The organism is Bacillus sp. FSL R5-0443, assembly GCF_038608285.1.
GTDB classification, from domain to species: domain Bacteria; phylum Bacillota; class Bacilli; order Bacillales; family Bacillaceae; genus Bacillus; species Bacillus velezensis.
Map to the genome: position 1 here is coordinate 2,267,521 of NZ_CP152013.1, position 16,736 is coordinate 2,284,256.

15 protein-coding genes are annotated in these 16,736 nt (G+C 46.3%); 6 read left to right on the top strand and 9 right to left on the bottom strand.

The features are described from left to right. Positions 1 to 60 precede the first annotated feature (60 nt). Together NYE28_RS11195 and NYE28_RS11200 are read left to right on the top strand one after the other, a co-directional pair. Positions 61 to 333 carry a hypothetical protein gene (locus NYE28_RS11195; RefSeq protein WP_003153786.1) on the top strand — a complete coding sequence of 91 codons (273 nt, stop codon included), beginning with the start codon at positions 61 to 63 and terminating at the stop codon, positions 331 to 333. Then, complete coding sequence (locus tag NYE28_RS11200; protein ID WP_003153785.1) at positions 330 to 563, top strand: hypothetical protein; 234 nt, start codon at positions 330 to 332, stop codon at positions 561 to 563. The genes NYE28_RS11195 and NYE28_RS11200 overlap by 4 nt, the downstream gene beginning before the upstream one ends. Before the next feature lie 44 nt (positions 564 to 607). Here the strand turns inward: NYE28_RS11200 and NYE28_RS11205 are convergent, their stop codons facing one another. From NYE28_RS11205 to NYE28_RS11215, 3 genes are all read right to left on the bottom strand, one after another. Next, entirely contained in the window at positions 608 to 952 is a 345-nt protein-coding gene (locus tag NYE28_RS11205; protein ID WP_003153783.1) for a PH domain-containing protein, read from the bottom strand. A 293-nt stretch (positions 953 to 1,245) separates the two neighbouring features. Then, a complete protein-coding gene (locus NYE28_RS11210) occupies positions 1,246 to 1,386 on the bottom strand; it encodes a DUF4025 domain-containing protein (protein ID WP_192452614.1) in 141 nt (46 codons plus the stop codon). A gap of 65 nt (positions 1,387 to 1,451) precedes the next feature. Next, entirely contained in the window at positions 1,452 to 1,655 is a 204-nt protein-coding gene (locus NYE28_RS11215) for a DUF6501 family protein (protein ID WP_007407979.1), read from the bottom strand. Between the two features lie 183 nt (positions 1,656 to 1,838). On the opposite strand from NYE28_RS11215, the gene NYE28_RS11220 reads away from it, so the two are divergent. The 3 genes from NYE28_RS11220 (at position 1,839) to NYE28_RS11230 (ending at position 6,148) form a co-directional block, all read left to right on the top strand. Beyond that, on the top strand, positions 1,839 to 3,326 hold the full coding sequence (locus NYE28_RS11220; RefSeq protein ID WP_007611960.1) for an aldehyde dehydrogenase family protein: 1,488 nt from the start codon (positions 1,839 to 1,841) through the stop codon (positions 3,324 to 3,326). A 96-nt stretch (positions 3,327 to 3,422) separates the two neighbouring features. Next, complete coding sequence (locus NYE28_RS11225; RefSeq protein ID WP_342490071.1) at positions 3,423 to 5,306, top strand: prenyltransferase/squalene oxidase repeat-containing protein; 1,884 nt, start codon at positions 3,423 to 3,425, stop codon at positions 5,304 to 5,306. Further along, positions 5,303 to 6,148: a superoxide dismutase gene (locus NYE28_RS11230; protein ID WP_007611962.1), complete on the top strand. Its 846-nt coding sequence runs from the start codon at positions 5,303 to 5,305 to the stop codon at positions 6,146 to 6,148. The genes NYE28_RS11225 and NYE28_RS11230 overlap by 4 nt, the downstream gene beginning before the upstream one ends. A 39-nt stretch (positions 6,149 to 6,187) precedes the next feature. Here NYE28_RS11230 and NYE28_RS11235 read toward each other — a convergent pair whose 3' ends face one another. After that, entirely contained in the window at positions 6,188 to 7,525 is a 1,338-nt protein-coding gene (locus NYE28_RS11235; RefSeq protein WP_007407975.1) for a sodium-dependent transporter, read from the bottom strand. Positions 7,526 to 7,728: 203 nt separating this feature from the next. On the opposite strand from NYE28_RS11235, the gene NYE28_RS11240 reads away from it, so the two are divergent. Then, on the top strand, positions 7,729 to 8,700 hold the full coding sequence (locus NYE28_RS11240) for a bile acid:sodium symporter family protein (protein ID WP_059368399.1): 972 nt from the start codon (positions 7,729 to 7,731) through the stop codon (positions 8,698 to 8,700). A gap of 32 nt (positions 8,701 to 8,732) precedes the next feature. Here NYE28_RS11240 and NYE28_RS11245 read toward each other — a convergent pair whose 3' ends face one another. The 5 genes from NYE28_RS11245 to NYE28_RS11265 all read right to left on the bottom strand — a co-directional run bounded on the left by NYE28_RS11245 (position 8,733) and on the right by NYE28_RS11265 (position 16,695). Continuing rightward, positions 8,733 to 9,479 (bottom strand): MBL fold metallo-hydrolase, encoded by a 747-nt coding sequence (locus tag NYE28_RS11245; protein WP_337681059.1) that lies wholly within the window; start codon positions 9,477 to 9,479, stop codon positions 8,733 to 8,735. Positions 9,480 to 9,552: 73 nt separating this feature from the next. Further along, complete coding sequence (gene odhB / locus NYE28_RS11250) at positions 9,553 to 10,800, bottom strand: 2-oxoglutarate dehydrogenase complex dihydrolipoyllysine-residue succinyltransferase (protein ID WP_007407972.1); 1,248 nt, start codon at positions 10,798 to 10,800, stop codon at positions 9,553 to 9,555. Positions 10,801 to 10,815: 15 nt separating this feature from the next. After that, the gene (gene sucA, locus NYE28_RS11255; RefSeq protein ID WP_337681058.1) at positions 10,816 to 13,650 is read right to left on the bottom strand and encodes a 2-oxoglutarate dehydrogenase E1 component; all 2,835 of its coding nucleotides are present in this window, start codon (positions 13,648 to 13,650) and stop codon (positions 10,816 to 10,818) included. A 227-nt stretch (positions 13,651 to 13,877) separates the two neighbouring features. Then, a complete protein-coding gene (locus NYE28_RS11260; protein WP_012117751.1) occupies positions 13,878 to 15,794 on the bottom strand; it encodes a VWA domain-containing protein in 1,917 nt (638 codons plus the stop codon). A 10-nt stretch (positions 15,795 to 15,804) separates the two neighbouring features. Continuing rightward, positions 15,805 to 16,695: a MoxR family ATPase gene (locus NYE28_RS11265; protein WP_003153758.1), complete on the bottom strand. Its 891-nt coding sequence runs from the start codon at positions 16,693 to 16,695 to the stop codon at positions 15,805 to 15,807. Between the last annotated feature and the right edge of the window lie 41 nt (positions 16,696 to 16,736).

Genomic DNA, 16,736 nt, shown 5'->3' on the forward strand with positions numbered 1-16,736 from the left:
CCCTGTCTAAGCATACGGTCATAACAGCCGGCATACACCTGTATTAAAGGAGGTTTGCCTGTGGTTCAACCAACTCCATATATCAATATTAATATTTTCATGTTGAAAATTAATTCCTTTGAAAATGCTTCAGCGGTGAATGTCGGACAAAATTTACTGGCGGAATGGCAGAATTCTGATAAAAAGAATCAGGGATACGGACAGAACTTCGGAGATGCAAGCGGCTTCATCGGCACGAACGGCAAAGTGGATGACCGGGATCAAATTGATTCTCCATCTACCTTTGAGTCTGCATGCGATAAAATCCCTGCCGGAAAAGGAGGCCCATTATGATGTTTTCGCCGGTTTTGGTAAATGTAGGAGGCTTTAAAGTAAATGCAGTCGACCGCGGTTCTTCCATTACGATCGGCCCGTATCAGCAAATCGATTATTTTTTATCCAATAAGATCAACTACGGATTCGGTGAAGAGAATGGTGATTTGGCGCCGATTTATATCCCCATCAGTTCTATTGCTGATCCGGATCTCATTGATTCGAACTCCGGAAAAACAAGCATTATATAATAAAAAGGCCATCCGCATGCATTCGGATGGCTTTTATGTGATATTTAACTGCATAAGTATTTTGTTAAGATGGCTTGAACCTCAGTCAAGTCCGTTTCTTTTGCAAATTCCAATTCGAAAGTTTTTCCCCTTGTCATTAATACAAGCCCGGTATCTGGATCAAACATCCCCGCTTCTTGAATGGCGAAGCTTTCAATTGTTTTATATGGAAGAAATACGCGCACTTTCTTTTTGGAGAACATTTTATTATCAAAGAAAATCACTCGTTTATTCGTAAAGCATATTTGGTCAACCCGCAGTTTATAAATCGTTTCGATCCGTTCTCCCTCAACGAGCAAAGCCTCCAGCTTTTTTGTGTCGGTTGATCTGCTGACAGAAAAAATTCCCAATGAAGAACCCCACTTTCTGCTTCTATACTATTGTTTTATTACAATCATAAAAAAATAAGTTCTTTATCCCTATATAAGAATACGACATAGACGGCATTTAAACCATTACGAACAGATTACATTTTTAGAACGTTCATCAAAAAAGCCCTTCGCGAAAGGTGCCGCTGTTATGAAGTAGTACGGTTCAGCGAAAGAAAAGGTTTCAAGAAAACGGTATTTTTTTCGAAAAGTCAGTTTTTTATTTTCGCCATAAAAAACCGCGGCTTCTCCAATGCCGCGGTTTCAACAAAACATCAACGATCCGTATCTTCAATTGTTCCTTCTTTATAGGTATCTGAAATTTGTTCCATCGTCGTGTCGGTGCCTTCTTCAGTTTGCACTTGCTGAAGCTGATCTGATGTTTTATTTTGTTTGTCTTGCTCTGTTTTTTTCATTTTGCAGCCACCTTTTATATGTAGTCTTTTTTAGTATGGCTCAGGCAAAATGAATTCATTCAGCTTTAAACTTCTTCAAAATACTCTTTGTAGAAGCCTCCGACTTTGTTTGTATTGTCTACAACAAAAATGAATTCTTCTGTTTCATTTTTGACTTCATACTCTTTACCCGGCGTCAGCACATTTTTGACAATGTATTTTTTCGCATCTGTATGTACGCATTTGACCTTTTTGACGCTTTCTTTTGTCTGCCAATTATTATGAATCATTTATAAAACTCCTTTTCTTAATCGATAAGCTTATTGTAGCCGTTTTTTCTTGTGAATTGCAATAACGGTTATCGATTGATTTTACCGGAGGTGTTATTATAAAATGACTGTATGCGCTTACTTTGCGCGGACATCAAGATGCTCAAAACAGACCATAAAAAAATTTCGGGAGGTTTGTTACGAATGAGTTCTTTAACGATGCAGATCACAAAAAGGCTGGAAACATTTTTGCAGGGCACGAAAAAACTTTATATTGACGGAAAATTTGTTCCGAGCGCTTCAGGATCAACATTTGTCACACCGAATCCGGCAACCGGAGAAACGCTGATGACGCTTTACGAGGCACAGTCAGAAGACATTGACAGTGCAGTGAAAGCGGCACGCAAAGCCTTTGATCACGGCGAATGGCGCACTATGCCGGCCGCTTCCAGAAGCAGGCTGATGTATAAGCTTGCCGATTTAATGGAAGAGCACAAAACGGAACTCGCGCAGCTTGAAACACTTGATAACGGAAAACCGATTAATGAAACGACGAATGGGGATATCCCGCTTGCAATTGAGCATATGCGTTATTATGCCGGATGGTCTACAAAGATAACCGGACAAACAATTCCGGTCGCCGGCTCATATTTTAATTACACCCGCCATGAGCCTGTCGGCGTCGTGGGGCAGATCATCCCTTGGAACTTCCCGCTCCTTATGGCGATGTGGAAAATGGGCGCCGCCCTTGCCACAGGCTGCACAATCGTTTTGAAACCGGCCGAGCAGACACCGCTGACCGCCCTCTATTTAGCGGAATTAATAGATCAGGCGGGCTTCCCTGACGGCGTCATCAATATTGTTCCAGGGTTCGGCGAGACGGCCGGGGAAGCGCTGACCAACCATGACGATGTCGATAAACTCGCTTTTACCGGCTCTACAGAAATCGGCAAAAAAATCATGGAAAAAGCCGCAAAAAAAATTAAACGCGTGACACTGGAGCTTGGCGGAAAGTCACCTAACATCATTTTACCTGACGCCAATTTGAAGAAAGCCATTCCCGGCGCTTTAAACGGGGTCATGTTTAATCAGGGGCAGGTATGCTGCGCAGGCTCCCGCGTCTTCATTCACAAAGACAAATATGATGAGGTCGTCAGCGAAATGGTTTCATATGCGAAATCGCTTCAGCAAGGCGCCGGCCTTCACCAAGATACACAAATCGGCCCGCTCGTCAGTCAGGAACAGCATGAGCGCGTGCTTTCATATATTGAAAAAGGAAAAGCGGAAGGAGCCAAAGCTGTCGCGGGCGGCAGCTGCCCGTTTGAAGAAGGGTATTTTGTCTCCCCGACTGTATTTGCGGATGTGGATGACAGCATGACCATCGCAAAAGAAGAAATTTTCGGCCCTGTTTTAGCCGCCATTCCGTATGATACGGTAGATGAAGTCATTGAGCGGGCGAACCGCTCGGAATACGGCCTTGCAGCCGGACTTTGGACTGAGAATGTGAAAAACGCCCATTACATTGCTGACCGTCTCCAAGCCGGCACCATTTGGGTCAACTGCTACAATGTTTTCGATGCGGCATCTCCTTTCGGCGGCTATAAGCAGTCCGGCCTCGGGCGGGAAATGGGCTCTTACGCGCTGAATAATTATACAGAAGTGAAAAGCGTCTGGATCAATCTGGAAGATTAAATCAAACAAGAAACTGCTGCCTGTCAGCAGTTTCTTTCTTTTGTCATGCCGACTTTTACATATGAATATATATGCTTCTGAAGGAGTTGAGCGAGTGTGAGCACAATTCATGAAAACGTCAAAAGCCGCCAAAAGAAAACCATCTCTCTATTAAGAGAAACGCAAAATGCGGACGGCTCATGGTCATTTTGTTTTGAAGGACCGATTTTGACAAACGCCTTTCTGATCCTCCTCCTCACTTCTCTTGGAGACAATGATAAAGAACTGATCGCTGAGCTTGCAGAAGGCATTCGCGCTAAACAGCGCCCGGACGGAACTTTTGCCAACTATCCTGATGACCGGAAAGGAAATGTGACCGCCACTGTACAGGGCTATGCCGGCTTGCTGGCTTCCGGTTTATATAGCCGTTCTGAGGCGCATATGATTCAGGCCGAACGCTTTATCATCTCAAATGGCGGCTTGCGCAACGTACACTTCATGACAAAGTGGATGCTTGCGGCAAACGGCCTTTATCCATGGCCCGCGCTGCATCTGCCATTATCTTTCTTAGTCATTCCCCCATCCTTCCCGCTGCATTTTTACCAGTTCAGTACATACGCCCGTATTCATTTTGTACCGATGGCCGTGACGCTTAACAAAAGATTTTCGCTGAAAAATCCCAACGTTCCGTCTCTCGCGCATTTAGATCGGCATATGACTAAAAATCCGTTTACATGGCTTCGTTCCGATCAGGATGAGAACAGAGACCTCTCTTCTCTTTTCGCGCACTGGAAGCGGCTTTTGCAGATTCCTGCCGCTTTTCACCAGCTCGGTCTGCGTACGGCCAAAACGTATATGCTTGACCGGATTGAAGAAGACGGCACATTATACAGCTATGCGAGCGCCACTATTTTTATGGTGTACGGCCTGCTCGCTCTCGGTGTATCGCGCCACTCCCCCGTTATCAGAAAAGCGCTTGCCGGCACGAAAGCTTTGCTCACGTCTTGCGGCGATATACCGTACCTGGAAAATTCAACGTCGACCGTTTGGGATACGGCGCTTCTCAACTATGCGCTTATGAAAAGCGGCATCTCAGATAACGATCAGATGATAACCAGCGCCGCCCGGTTTCTGCGTGAACGGCAGCAGACGAAAGTCGCTGATTGGGCCGTTCACAACCCGCATGCTGAACCGGGAGGATGGGGTTTTTCAAACATCAATACAAATAATCCTGATTGTGATGACACAGCCGCAGTGCTCAAAGCCATTCCGCGAAAACTTTATCCCGCCTCATGGGAACGCGGACTGAGCTGGCTTTTGTCCACGCAAAACAGTGACGGCGGCTTCTCTGCTTTTGAGAAAAATGTCAATCATCCGCTGGTCCGCCTGCTGCCGCTGGAATCGGCTGAGGAAGCTGCCATCGATCCCTCAACAAGCGACTTAACCGGACGGGTGCTGCACTGTTTAGGAGAAGCGGGGCTTTCTTCTGATCACCCTCAGATTGAAAAGGCCGTCCAATGGCTGATCCGCCATCAAGAAGAGGACGGATCGTGGTACGGCAGATGGGGTGTCTGCTATATTTACGGCACATGGGCAGCGCTGACAGGAATGAAGGCTTGCGGCGTGAGCCAAAACCACCCGGCCGTGAAAAAAGCGATCCGCTGGCTGAAGTCCATTCAAAACGAGGACGGAAGCTGGGGGGAATCCTGTAAAAGCGCAGAAGAGAAAACCTATGTTCCGCTTTCTTACGGGACGCTTGTCCAGACGGCTTGGGCGGCCGAAGCTTTGCTGCAATACGAAAAAACTCATCATCAAGCCGTCACAAAAGGCATATCTTTTCTTATTGAAAACAGGCATTACGAAGGCGCCGCTTTCAGCTATCCGACCGGAATCGGCCTGCCGAAACAGTTTTACATCAGGTATCACAGCTACCCGTATGTGTTTTCTTTGCTTGCGCTCAGCACTTTTATGAAAATGAGTGAAAAGGAGGAAGAAAAATGAAACGGCACGCTTATCAAACCGAGATGCTGAATTGGTGTGAAACCTTGAAGGAACAAGTTATTCAGCAAGGTCGGTTCGATCGCTTCGCGGCACAAATCGACCGGATTTTTCACACCCTTCAGGATGATGGATTAACGGAGGCGGAATGGTACGAACAGGCATCGGCACTTTACCGGGACATTACTGAACCCGAAGAGCCCGATGAGCGCAGAGCTTATGTGCCGATCGGCAAGCATGTCCTCCCTAAACTGCCTTACAGTTATTCCGCATTGGAACCGTATATTTCAAGAGAGATTATGAAACTTCACCATACCAAACACCATCAGAGCTATGTTGACGGTCTGAATAAAGCAGAACTGGAGCTCAAAAAAGCGAGACAGACGAAACAGTACGACTTAGTGGCGCATTGGGAGCGGCAATTGGCGTTTCACGGCGCGGGCCATTATTTGCACAGTATTTTCTGGTTTTCGATGAATCCAAACGGAAAAAGACGGCCGACGGGGGCGCTCTTTCAAATGATTGATGTGTCATTCGGAAGCTACTCCGCTTTTAAAGAGCAATTTTCTCAAGCGGCGAAAAAAGTCGAAGGAGTCGGCTGGGCTATCCTAGTCTGGGCGCCGCGCGCCGGGCGGCTGGAGATTTTGGCCGCTGAGAAGCATCAGCTCTACAGCCAGTGGGACGTCATTCCTTTGCTTCCGCTGGATGTGTGGGAACACGCTTATTACTTACAATATAAAAACGACCGAGCGGCTTACGTGGATCAATGGTGGAATGTCGTTGATTGGCGGGAGGCGGAGAAACGGTTCGAGCAAGCGCACCGCGTGATATGGCCGCTTTATTAAAAAAGCCCCCGTCTTGAACGGGGGCCTGGTTCTTTTGGTTTAAAAAATACCAAGCACGTGCAGAAAAACGATAATAATGGCTACAGGAGCCACATAACGGATTAATAGGAGCCAGACTGCAAACCATTTTCGTTTTATACCGGAACCGCTTTTCAGTTCGTCAAACAGCATCTGTTTCGGGATTTTCAGCGGTACGAAAACGGCAATTAAAAGCGCGCCCAGCGGCATTAAGACATTGCTGACCAGAAAATCCGCAGCGTCAAAAATACTGCGGTGAAAAATAGAAACATCACTCAAAATTCCGTACGACAGCGCCGAAGGGACCCCGACAATAAATATAGCAAGTCCCCCGATCCATGCATACCGCTTCCGTTTTGCCGAATCGCCTTTTGACAAAACAGCAACTAAAATTTCAAGCATTGAAAAAGCCGATGTCAGCGTCGCAAATAAAAACAGCAGCAAAAAGGCGAGCAAAAACACGATGCCCAACGGCATTTGGTTAAAGACGGTCGGCAGCACGTTAAATAAAAGCTGCGGGCCTTGATCCGGCTTGAGGCCGAATGCAAACACCGCCGGAAAAATCGCCACTCCCGCCATCACAGCAACAAGGACATTTAATACCGTCACCGATACGGCGGATTGAACAATATTTTCTTCTTTTTCTAAATATGCGCTGTATGTAACCATTACGGACACTCCGACGCTTAACGAGAAAAATGATTGTCCCATCGCATATAAAATAGTATTGGCATCCATCGCGCCAAAATCAGGCATAAAAAAGAATTTTAATCCTTTTGCTGCATCATGCAGCGTAACGGAGCGGATCATTAAGAGAATAAACAGAATAAACAGAGCCGGCATCAGCACCTGGCTTACCTTTTCGATTCCGCTGCTCACCCCTTTTGCCACAACTAAAATCGTCAGCACGATAAACAGCAGCTGACCGAAAACGGCTGCATAAGGATTTGAAATGGTATCGATAAATAACGTATCAAATCCCGAAGAAAGCGATAAGCCGCCTGTAAAGCCTTTTATAATGTAGATTAATATCCATCCCCCCACTACGCTGTAGAAGGATAATAGAATAAAACACGTAATGATTCCGAGATATCCGATCCAGTGCCACTTTTTCCCCGGCGCGAGCGCCTTATAGGATTCAACGGCGTTTTTTTGTGTTTTTCTGCCGATAATAAATTCAGCAAGCAAAAGCGGCAGTCCGATTAAAACAGTAAATAAAATAAAAACAAGCAGAAAAGCGCCGCCTCCGCTGGTTCCCGCTACGTAAGGGAACTTCCATATTGCGCCGAGCCCGATTGCAGAGCCGGCCGTAGCTAAAATAAATCCCAGCTTAGATGACCATTGATTAGCTTCTTTCACTTCAGCACTCCCAATTCATTTCAGTATAAAAATCAATTGTAAGAATATATGTCTGAATAGTCAAGAAGATGTTAGTTTACATAATAATTTTATTGAAAACTTATATTTAATATTGAATTATTCAGAAAATTATTTATAATGGAATACAGAAAAGTCAGTCATATTTTCTGACTGATTGATTGAATGTAAAAGGAGCTGTGTTTATGGAATGGCTGAAAAAAATAAGCGGGTTTGCGGGCCAAACCTTTGGCTTGTGGGTTATCGTCTTTGCCGGTTTAGGATTCGCCTACCCTGATTTATTTTCTTGGATCAGTTCTTATATGACGATTTTCCTTGGTATTATTATGTTTGGGATGGGGCTTACTCTTCAAGCAGACGATTTTAAAGAATTAATCAGAAAGCCTTGGCATGTCGTGATCGGAGTCGCTGCCCAGTTTACGATTATGCCGCTTACGGCTTTCTGTTTATCAATCGGGCTCCGCCTCCCCGCAGAAATCGCCGCGGGCGTCATTCTGGTCGGATGCTGTCCGGGCGGTACGGCATCAAACGTCATGACGTTTTTGGCGAAAGGCAATACTGCGCTTTCTGTTGCGGTCACCACGATCTCAACATTGCTTGCTCCTATTGTAACGCCGGCACTTATTATGCTGTTTGCGAAAGAGTGGCTCCCCGTTTCTTTCGGTTCACTGTTTGTTTCCATAATGCAAGCCGTGCTTTTGCCGATCGTTCTCGGGGTGATTGTGAAGCTGTTCTTCAAAAAACAGGTCGGACAAGCCGTGCACGCGCTTCCTCTCGTGTCGGTAATCGGCATCGTAGCGATTGTATCCTCTGTCGTCAGCGTAAATCGTGAGCATCTGCTTCAATCAGGACTGCTGATTGTGTCTGTCGTCATCTTACATAACGGAATCGGATATTTGTTAGGATTCCTGACTGCAAAGCTGTTCAAAATGGATTATGCTTCACAAAAAGCGATTGCGATCGAAGTCGGAATGCAAAACTCCGGACTGGGCGCAGCGCTTGCGACAGCGCATTTCTCCCCTTTGTCAGCCGTGCCGAGCGCAATTTTCAGCATATGGCACAATCTGTCGGGGTCTGTTCTTGCCACCTACTGGTCTAAGAAAAAAGAGAAAAACAGCGCCGAAGAAGAAGAAACGGCAAAGATTCCGTTTTCATAACTGAACAAGGATAGGATAGGCTGCTGCCGCTCCTATCCTTGTTTATTCTGCAGATCACGAAACAGACGCAAAAGCGCTTTTTTTACATCCCCCTGAAATAAACCTCCATGATAACAAATCAATTGGCGGATATCGTAATCGAGCAGCCGCTGCACAGAACGGACCGCATCATCCATATGTAACGTATAGCCGGGATTAGCAAGGTTCAGCTTTCCGTCTTCAATGACGACCGCATCACCTGTGACCATAGTTTTTTCGGCAGGCAGATAAAGACTGATATGGCCGGGTGTATGACCCGGCGTGGCTACAACGCGAATGCCTCCGCACCAAGGCAGCAGCTCGCCGTCAGTAACTGTCCGGTGAACTGGAGCCGATTCGACTGATTGAAGCGAGCGGATGAACTGTTTTGCATAAGGCTTTGCATCCTCCGGCAATGAACAAAACGTTGATTCAGCCTGCTCAAGCCGTAAAGATTTTTTAGAGCCGTCAATATACGGCGCTTCACGCTCATGTACTGTCACGCTGACATCCGGGTGCAAACGGTGTAATGCAGCGAGTGAACCGATATGGTCTATGTCGTGATGCGTTACAATGATTTTTGTCAATGAATGAAGCGACATTCCATGCCGGGCAGCAGCATGTTGAAGATGGTTTGTAAAACCGGGATATCCGCAGTCTATTAATATCGTGTCATGTTCGTCTTGCAGAAGTACCGGAGTGATAGAATGCAATTCTTCATTATATTCAAATTCGATCTCAAGCGGATGACAGCTTTTCATATAAATTCTCCCCTTCTCTCAATAAAAAAAGTACACTGCTTGTAAGGGCAGTGTACTTTTTGTCTGTCTCAAATTATCCTTCCAGCAACAGCTGTTCCGGATCTTCAAGCAGGTTTTTAATGGTGACAAGGAATCCGACCGCTTCTTTACCATCTACAATTCTGTGATCGTATGATAAAGCGATGTACATCATCGGACGGTTTTCAGAGCGCTCCGCATCAATCGCTACTGGGCGCAGCTGAATTTTGTGCATACCTAAGATCCCAACCTGAGGGCTGTTTAGGATCGGTGTTGACATAAGCGATCCGAATGTACCTCCGTTTGTGATCGTGAAGGAGCCTCCTTGCAGCTCACCTAATGTTAATTTATTGTTTCGCGCTTTCTTCGCAAGTTCGCCGATCTCTCTTTCAATGCCGGCAAACGTCAGGCGGTCAGCGTCACGCACGACTGGGACGACAAGCCCTTCTTCAGCCGCGACAGCAATACCGATGTCATAGAATTTTTTCACGATCAGCTCATCGCCTTGAATTTCAGCGTTAAGGAGCGGGAATTTTTTCAAGGCAGCCACGACGGCTTTTGTAAAGAACGACATGAAACCGAGTTTTACTTCGTTTTGCTCAAGGAATTGGTCTTTACGGCGTTTTCTTAGATTCATAACGGCCGTCATATCAACTTCGTTAAATGTAGTCAGCATCGCAGAAGTCTGCTGCACTTCAACCAATCGTTTCGCGATCGTCTGTCTGCGGCGGGACATTTTTTGCACTTCGACAGGTTTGTCAAAGCTTTGCTGTGTTTTTGGAGCCTGCTGTTTCGGCTGTGCCGCAGGTTTTGAAGCCGGTTTTTCATAAGCTTCCACATCTTGTTTGCGCACGCGGCCGAGCGGGTCTCCCGTCGGAATTTGTGATAGATCAATTCCTTTTTCCCTTGCCAGCTTGCGTGCAGCCGGAGACGCTACCGTTCTGGATTTCGCTTCTGATTGTGCTTCCTGGCTGACTTCTTGTGCAGCAGGTTCAGCTTTTGCTTCCTCTTTCGTTTGTTCATTGGCTGGAGCACTTTCTGAAGGGGCGGGTGCAGAACTTTCGCCAGCGCCTTCTGTAATGGTACCGATAATTTCTCCTACTTGGACGGTATCACCCGAATCTTTCAATACCTCTTTTAGAACACCCGATTCTTCTGCTGTCAATTCAACATTTACTTTATCCGTCTCCAGTTCAAGCAAGTACTCACCCTGTTCTACATAATCACCGGGCTGCTTTAACCATTGGGCTATCGTTCCTTCTGAGATTGATTCTGCTAATTCAGGTACCTTAATTTCCGCCATTTTTTCATTTCCCCCTTAGTTTTTGCGAGTCAAGCTATCAGATACAATGCGTTCCTGTTCTTTTTTGTGGACTGTCGGATCTCCTTCTGCGGGACTGGATCGTCTTCTTCGGCCGATGTATTGGACATTTACTCCTTTTGGCGCGATTTCCGTCAGATACGGGCTGATATAACTCCATGCCCCCATGTTCTGCGGCTCTTCCTGAACCCAAACGATCTCTTGCAGGTTCGGCAGTTTGGCGAAAAGCTCCTTCGTATCTTTTGCCGGGAACGGATACAGCTGTTCGATTCTGGCAATATGAAGCCAATCCTTATCGCCTTCCATTTTGTTGAAGTGATCGCTGATATCAATTGACACTTTTCCGCTTGATAATACGACGCGAGTCACTTTTTCGTAAGCATGGGAAAGACCGGACTGCTCATAGACAGGCTTGAATCGGCTTTCGCTCAGTTCCTGCACTTCAGATACCGTATTCGGGTTGCGCAGCAGGCTCTTCGGCGTCATGATCACAAGCGGGCGGATTTCCTCACGAAGCAGCATTTTCGCTTGTCTTCTTAAAATATGGAAATACTGAGCCGCACTTGTCAGGTTGGCCACCGTCCAGTTGTTTTCCGCCGCCAGCTGCAGGAACCGCTCGACGCGGCCGCTGGAGTGTTCAGGGCCCTGCCCTTCGTAACCGTGAGGCAGCAGCATGACCAGTCCTGATTTTTGTCCCCATTTTGCCCGTCCTGCAGATATGAATTGATCAAAATAGACTTGAGCCGCATTGGCAAAATCCCCGTACTGCGCCTCCCACATCACAAGCGTTTCAGGCGAATACACGTTGTATCCATATTCAAAGCCGAGAACCGATCCTTCAGAGAGCGGGCTGTTATGCACCGTAAATGAAGCAGCGCAGTCGTCTAAGTGATGGAGGGCAACAAATTCTTCTCCTGTTTCGCTGTCATGCAGCACAAGGTTTCTTTGAGCGAACGTTCCGCGCTCTGAATCCTGTCCGGTCAGCCGGATCGGCGTGCCGTCTTTCAAAATGGAAGCAAACGCAAGCGATTCAGCCAATGACCATTCAACTTTACGGTCATCATCAAACGCTTTTGCACGTCTTTCCAGGATTCTTTTCAGCTTGCCGAACACGTTAAAAGATTCCGGCCAGTTGATAAGTTCGCCGTTCAGCTTGCGGAGAACATCAAAATCAATGGCTGTGTCAACGTCTGGAAAACCGTTGGACACCGGTTCCGGCAATTCAATTTCCCGTACGGCGTCTTCTTTTTTGGCGGGCACCTTTTTATAGGCGTCTTCAATTCGTTTTGTCACTGCCGTTTCGATGTTTTGCGCTTTTTCCTCGCTGATCAGTCCTTCACTTACGAGTTTTTCCGCAAAGATCCACTTGACAGTCGGGTGTTTTCTGACGGCTTCATACAGCATCGGCTGTGTCGTTGACGGCTCATCCATTTCATTGTGGCCGTACCGTCTGTACCCGATTAAATCGATTAAGAAATCTTTATTGAACCGCTTCCGGTATTCAACCGCAAATTTAACGGCTGACAGGCATGCTTCCGGATCATCCGCGTTGACGTGAACGATCGGAATTTCATAGCCCTTCGCCAAATCACTGGCATATTTCGTGGATCGTGATTCATCGCTTTCAGTTGTAAAGCCGATCATATTATTGGCGATGATATGAATGGCCCCGCCGACCTGATAGCCTTTCAGAGAGCTTAAGTTCAGCGTCTCGGCGACAATGCCTTCTCCCGGAAACGCTGCGTCACCGTGAATTAAAATGGCGAGCGATTTTGTTTCGTCTTGAACCGGGTACCCCTTTTGCGTTCTTGTTTCCTGTGCCGCCCGCGTGCTTCCTTCAACAATCGGATTGATGAATTCCAAATGGCTCGGGTTGTTTGCAAGCGTAATCCGCGCGCTTTTGGTTTCAGCATCCTGAAGCTGTCTGTCTGCACCGAGGTGGTATTTTACATCGCCCGTCCAGCCGTAGCTGATGCCGGTCGATCCTTCAGACGGCACAAGGTCTTTATTCGGCGCGTGCTGGAATTCTGAGAAAATAATCTCATACGGTTTGCCGAGCACATGCGCAAGCACATTTAAACGGCCTCTATGCGCCATTCCGATATTGACATTGGTTGTGCCCGCTTTCACAGACTGGGCGATAATGTCGTCAAGAACCGGCACAAGCGCGTCTAATCCCTCAATTGAAAAACGCTTCTGACCGACGAATGTCCGGTGTAAAAATTGTTCAAATCCTTCTACTTCCGTCAGTCTTTCTAAAACGGCTGACAGTTTTTCCGGTGAATTTTTCCGGAACAGTTCTCCGGATTCGACCATTTTTGTAATCCATGCGCGCTCTTCGAAATCATGCACATGGTCAAACTCGAAGGAGATGGTTCTTTTATAGGTATTGCGTAAATGCTGGATGGCTTCTAAGCCGTTTGTTATATTGGCAGGTGCGTCTTTACAGATGACAGACGCGGGTATTGCTTTCATTTCTTCTTCTGTAAGCCCGTACTCGGATAACGGAAAGAGCTCGCTCTTTTTCGGATCCTTTCTGAGCGGATTGACGGAAGCGTTCAGATGGCCATAGGTTCGAATATCTTCTGCAAGTTTAACTGCTGCTGCGATCTTTTGAATCAGATCTGCGGTGACGCGTCCCTGTTCCTTTGTACCCGATGCCTCTTTTATTTGGCTTGGCGGAGCGCCGAGTTCGTCAAACATGTCTTTCAGATCCGGATCAATGCTGTCTGGATCTTCAGCATATTGGTCGTACAGCTCCAGTGCGTAGCCGAGGTTCGGTCCGTAAAAATCTTCCCAATTCATTCTTTGTTTCATATTATTTTGAAACATTTGAATATTACCCCCAACCTAGATAATCAAGTGATCAATTCACTATCTTGAAATAACTTTTGAACGCTGTGCCCAAAATTATGTAATAAAAACGCTTCCAAGGATATTTTACCACTGATTGCGTTTGGATTCTACCTTGATTGTTCACAAAATAGTAAAAAAAACAGATCAATACCGAAAAAATTAAATCATTTTAAAATAAAAAGCGAAAAAGCATAGGAAAAAGCCTATCCTATGCTTTTATGAAGCAGTTTTTTCAAGAGCGGATACAGCACATCGGGCAGCTGATCGACATCCGGAACAAAAATACTGTACTTTCCGTACATATCCTGAATGGTTTTCATCTGTGATTCCTCTATCGCAGTATTGGACAGAAAAACATTTATGACTTCTATCCCTTTTTTTCTCGCTTCGATGACAGCCTCGCTCGTATCGACGATGCCGTTTTGTTCGTATCCGAATGCTGCCGGCTCTCCGTCTGAAAACACGATTAAAAATTTTTGCGCCTCACTCCGCCGCATCAGCTGTTTCGTCATTTGTCTGATGGCGTATCCGTCTCTGTTATCTTCTTCAGGCGCAAGCTGCATGATCAGCGGACCCGCCGCCTGCAGCAGCGACTCTTCAAACGGAATGACGGTATTGAAGAAATTCGGCTGGCTCGTTTCAGTCGCTTCGTTCGTATCCTCCCAAAATCCGACGATCTGGTGCGGTACGGACACTGATTTCAAGGCTTCATGAAAAAGAACGATCCCTCTTTTTGTTTCATCCATTTTGTCGAACATGCTGGCCGAACAATCGACAAGCAATGTAAAAACGGCGTCAATGTCTGAAGACGGGTCCTGCTTTTTAAAGAAAAGGCGCGGGTTCCGCTCCGTAAAATAGCGGATCAGTTTGCGATTCAGCCGGCCTGCGTGAAGGTCGGTCCGCGGGAGCGTCTTTTTGTGCTCAAGTGTTTTTTGTATCATCTGCTTCAGGCGTTTTTGATATGATTCTATCGTTTTTGCCTGTTCTTTATAAGACTGCTCCTCTTCAGGAGACGCTTTATGAGGCGTTTGATAAACCGGGAAGGCAAATTTGTTTTCTTTTCCGTCAGCCAGCCCCGCGCCCTCATGTTCATCCTGAATGGATTCAAGCGCTTCCAGTTTGGAGTAATCCTCTCTTTTCGTCTGACGTGCGGAACCTTGAACGGAGCCGAGCGCCTGGTCACCGTCATCGCCTTCTCTGGCCGCGTCTTTCCCAAGATCTGATTTCGCGCCGTGCTCAATATCAAATTGAAGGAAACTTTTTGACGGCGCTTCGGTTTCCCGGTGCCACGTATTCATTTTCTCTTCAAGGATTTCTTCATCTCCGTCGGAAGACTCAGGGAGCGTGAGATCGTCACTTAACGAAGGCGCTTTTTTTACACTTTCGAATAAAGGCTCTTCAGCCGCTTTTTCGTAATCAAGTTCCGGCAGAAAAAAGTACGTGTTCAGCATATCTTTCTCAAGCACTTCATCAAGGCCTTCCATGAGGTCTTCCGTTATTTTTGCGATTTGTTCCGTAGAATCCGCCTCATACACCCGGATGAGCTGACGTTCAATATACGGTATCATCATATCAATATGTTCATGCATGGAAGGTATGCCTTCAAGCGGAGACTCAGCCGTCAGCTTGACAAACATCGCGCAATACAAAGCGTCGGTGAAAATGCTCCGTTCTAAATTCAATGTCAGCTGCGTCGTGAAATATTTCCTGTACATCTCCCTCCGCTTCTGAAAAACACGTTTCGTTCCCGGCCGTTCTTTTTTGATCAGCTCTTCAATTCTGATATCCTCAAGCAGCATAAACAGCTGCTTGGCAAAGCTTTGGCGGGTGAAATGCCGGTGAACGTCATTTAAAAACCCCGCAAATTCCCGAAATGAGCTGCTGCGTGTTCCGACAGCGCGCAAATAGACATCGCTTTTCAGGCCGGCTTCCATATCCCCGGCTGATCGGTCTTTCCAAAAGTGGCTCATGTAAATTTTCTTTTCAAAGGGATTGTAGTAAGACTGCACGCCGTATTCCACTTCAACTTCACTGCTTCTGGTCAGTGTTTTGGCCAGATCAGTCAGCATCATGAACAAAAACGAATCAATCGTGCTGTCATTAAATTTGATAAACTTCATTGTATATCCCTCATTCGAACAGCGTTTCTGCAATATTTCTGACAGCGGCTTTTTCCCTGTCATCGTCAAGTTTTTCTACGATGCCTCTTTCAATCGCCCGTTTCGGCGGGATGTACGCAGCCAAGTCGCACGTATCAATGAGAGCCCTGATGGACGCCGCTTCTTCTGACACTTGTCCGTTATGCGCTTGTGCGATTAAATCAGAAGACAGCGTCATAAAGCGCTCAATTAATTTCTCATCTTTTAAGACAGACTGAGAGGTCAGCACCTGCTTCAGGAGGCTTCCTTTAATATACGGAACATCAATGATGACAAAACGGTTTTTAAGGGCTTCGTTCAGCGGAACGGTGCCGACGTAGCCTTCATTAATCGCGGCGATAACACCGAATCCTTCGCTTGCCTTAATCACTTCTCCTGTAAAGGGATTTGTCATCATTTTTCTGTAATCTAGCACGCCGTTTAGAATCGGAAGGGTTTCAGGCTTTGCCATATTGATTTCGTCAATGTATAAAAAATGTCCCTCGTTCATTGCGGTTGTTACAGGTCCGGGAACGAATTCAATTGTCGCCTGTCCCTGTTCATTTTCAATCGTTTTATAGCCGACAAGCGCTTCTGCATCGAGGTCTACGGAGCAGTTGACGCTGTGCATCGGTTTATGAAAATAGTTCGAAAGCGTTTCCGCCAATTTTGTTTTCCCTGAACCCGTCGGTCCTTTTAATAAGATATTTTTTCCCATAGTCAAAGCAATGACGGCATCGAATACAATCGCTTTATCTTCGGCCTCATAGCCTGATGATCCGATTAAATCCCGGAATTCTTGGGAAACGGGATGATTTTGATAAGCCTGCAGTTTGTTTTGTATATCTTCCGGAAGTGATAGGTGCTGTAATTCTGAAGTCATAGGTGATGTTTCCTTTCCATTTGTATTCCATAACCGAGTAT

Excerpts from the sequence above, each read along its gene's own strand:
- NYE28_RS11240 (WP_059368399.1), top strand. The coding sequence starts at position 7,729 with ATGGAATGGCTGAAAAAAATAAGCGGGTTTGCGGGCCAAACCTTTGGC.
- NYE28_RS11230 (WP_007611962.1), top strand. The coding sequence starts at position 5,303 with ATGAAACGGCACGCTTATCAAACCGAGATGCTGAATTGGTGTGAAACC.
- NYE28_RS11260 (WP_012117751.1), bottom strand. The coding sequence starts at position 15,794 with ATGAAGTTTATCAAATTTAATGACAGCACGATTGATTCGTTTTTGTTC.
- NYE28_RS11265 (WP_003153758.1), bottom strand. The coding sequence starts at position 16,695 with ATGACTTCAGAATTACAGCACCTATCACTTCCGGAAGATATACAAAAC.
- NYE28_RS11215 (WP_007407979.1), bottom strand. The coding sequence starts at position 1,655 with ATGATTCATAATAATTGGCAGACAAAAGAAAGCGTCAAAAAGGTCAAA.
- NYE28_RS11210 (WP_192452614.1), bottom strand. The coding sequence starts at position 1,386 with ATGAAAAAAACAGAGCAAGACAAACAAAATAAAACATCAGATCAGCTT.
- sucA (WP_337681058.1), bottom strand. The coding sequence starts at position 13,650 with ATGTTTCAAAATAATATGAAACAAAGAATGAATTGGGAAGATTTTTAC.
- odhB (WP_007407972.1), bottom strand. The coding sequence starts at position 10,800 with ATGGCGGAAATTAAGGTACCTGAATTAGCAGAATCAATCTCAGAAGGA.
- NYE28_RS11245 (WP_337681059.1), bottom strand. The coding sequence starts at position 9,479 with ATGAAAAGCTGTCATCCGCTTGAGATCGAATTTGAATATAATGAAGAA.
- NYE28_RS11220 (WP_007611960.1), top strand. The coding sequence starts at position 1,839 with ATGAGTTCTTTAACGATGCAGATCACAAAAAGGCTGGAAACATTTTTG.
- NYE28_RS11200 (WP_003153785.1), top strand. The coding sequence starts at position 330 with ATGATGTTTTCGCCGGTTTTGGTAAATGTAGGAGGCTTTAAAGTAAAT.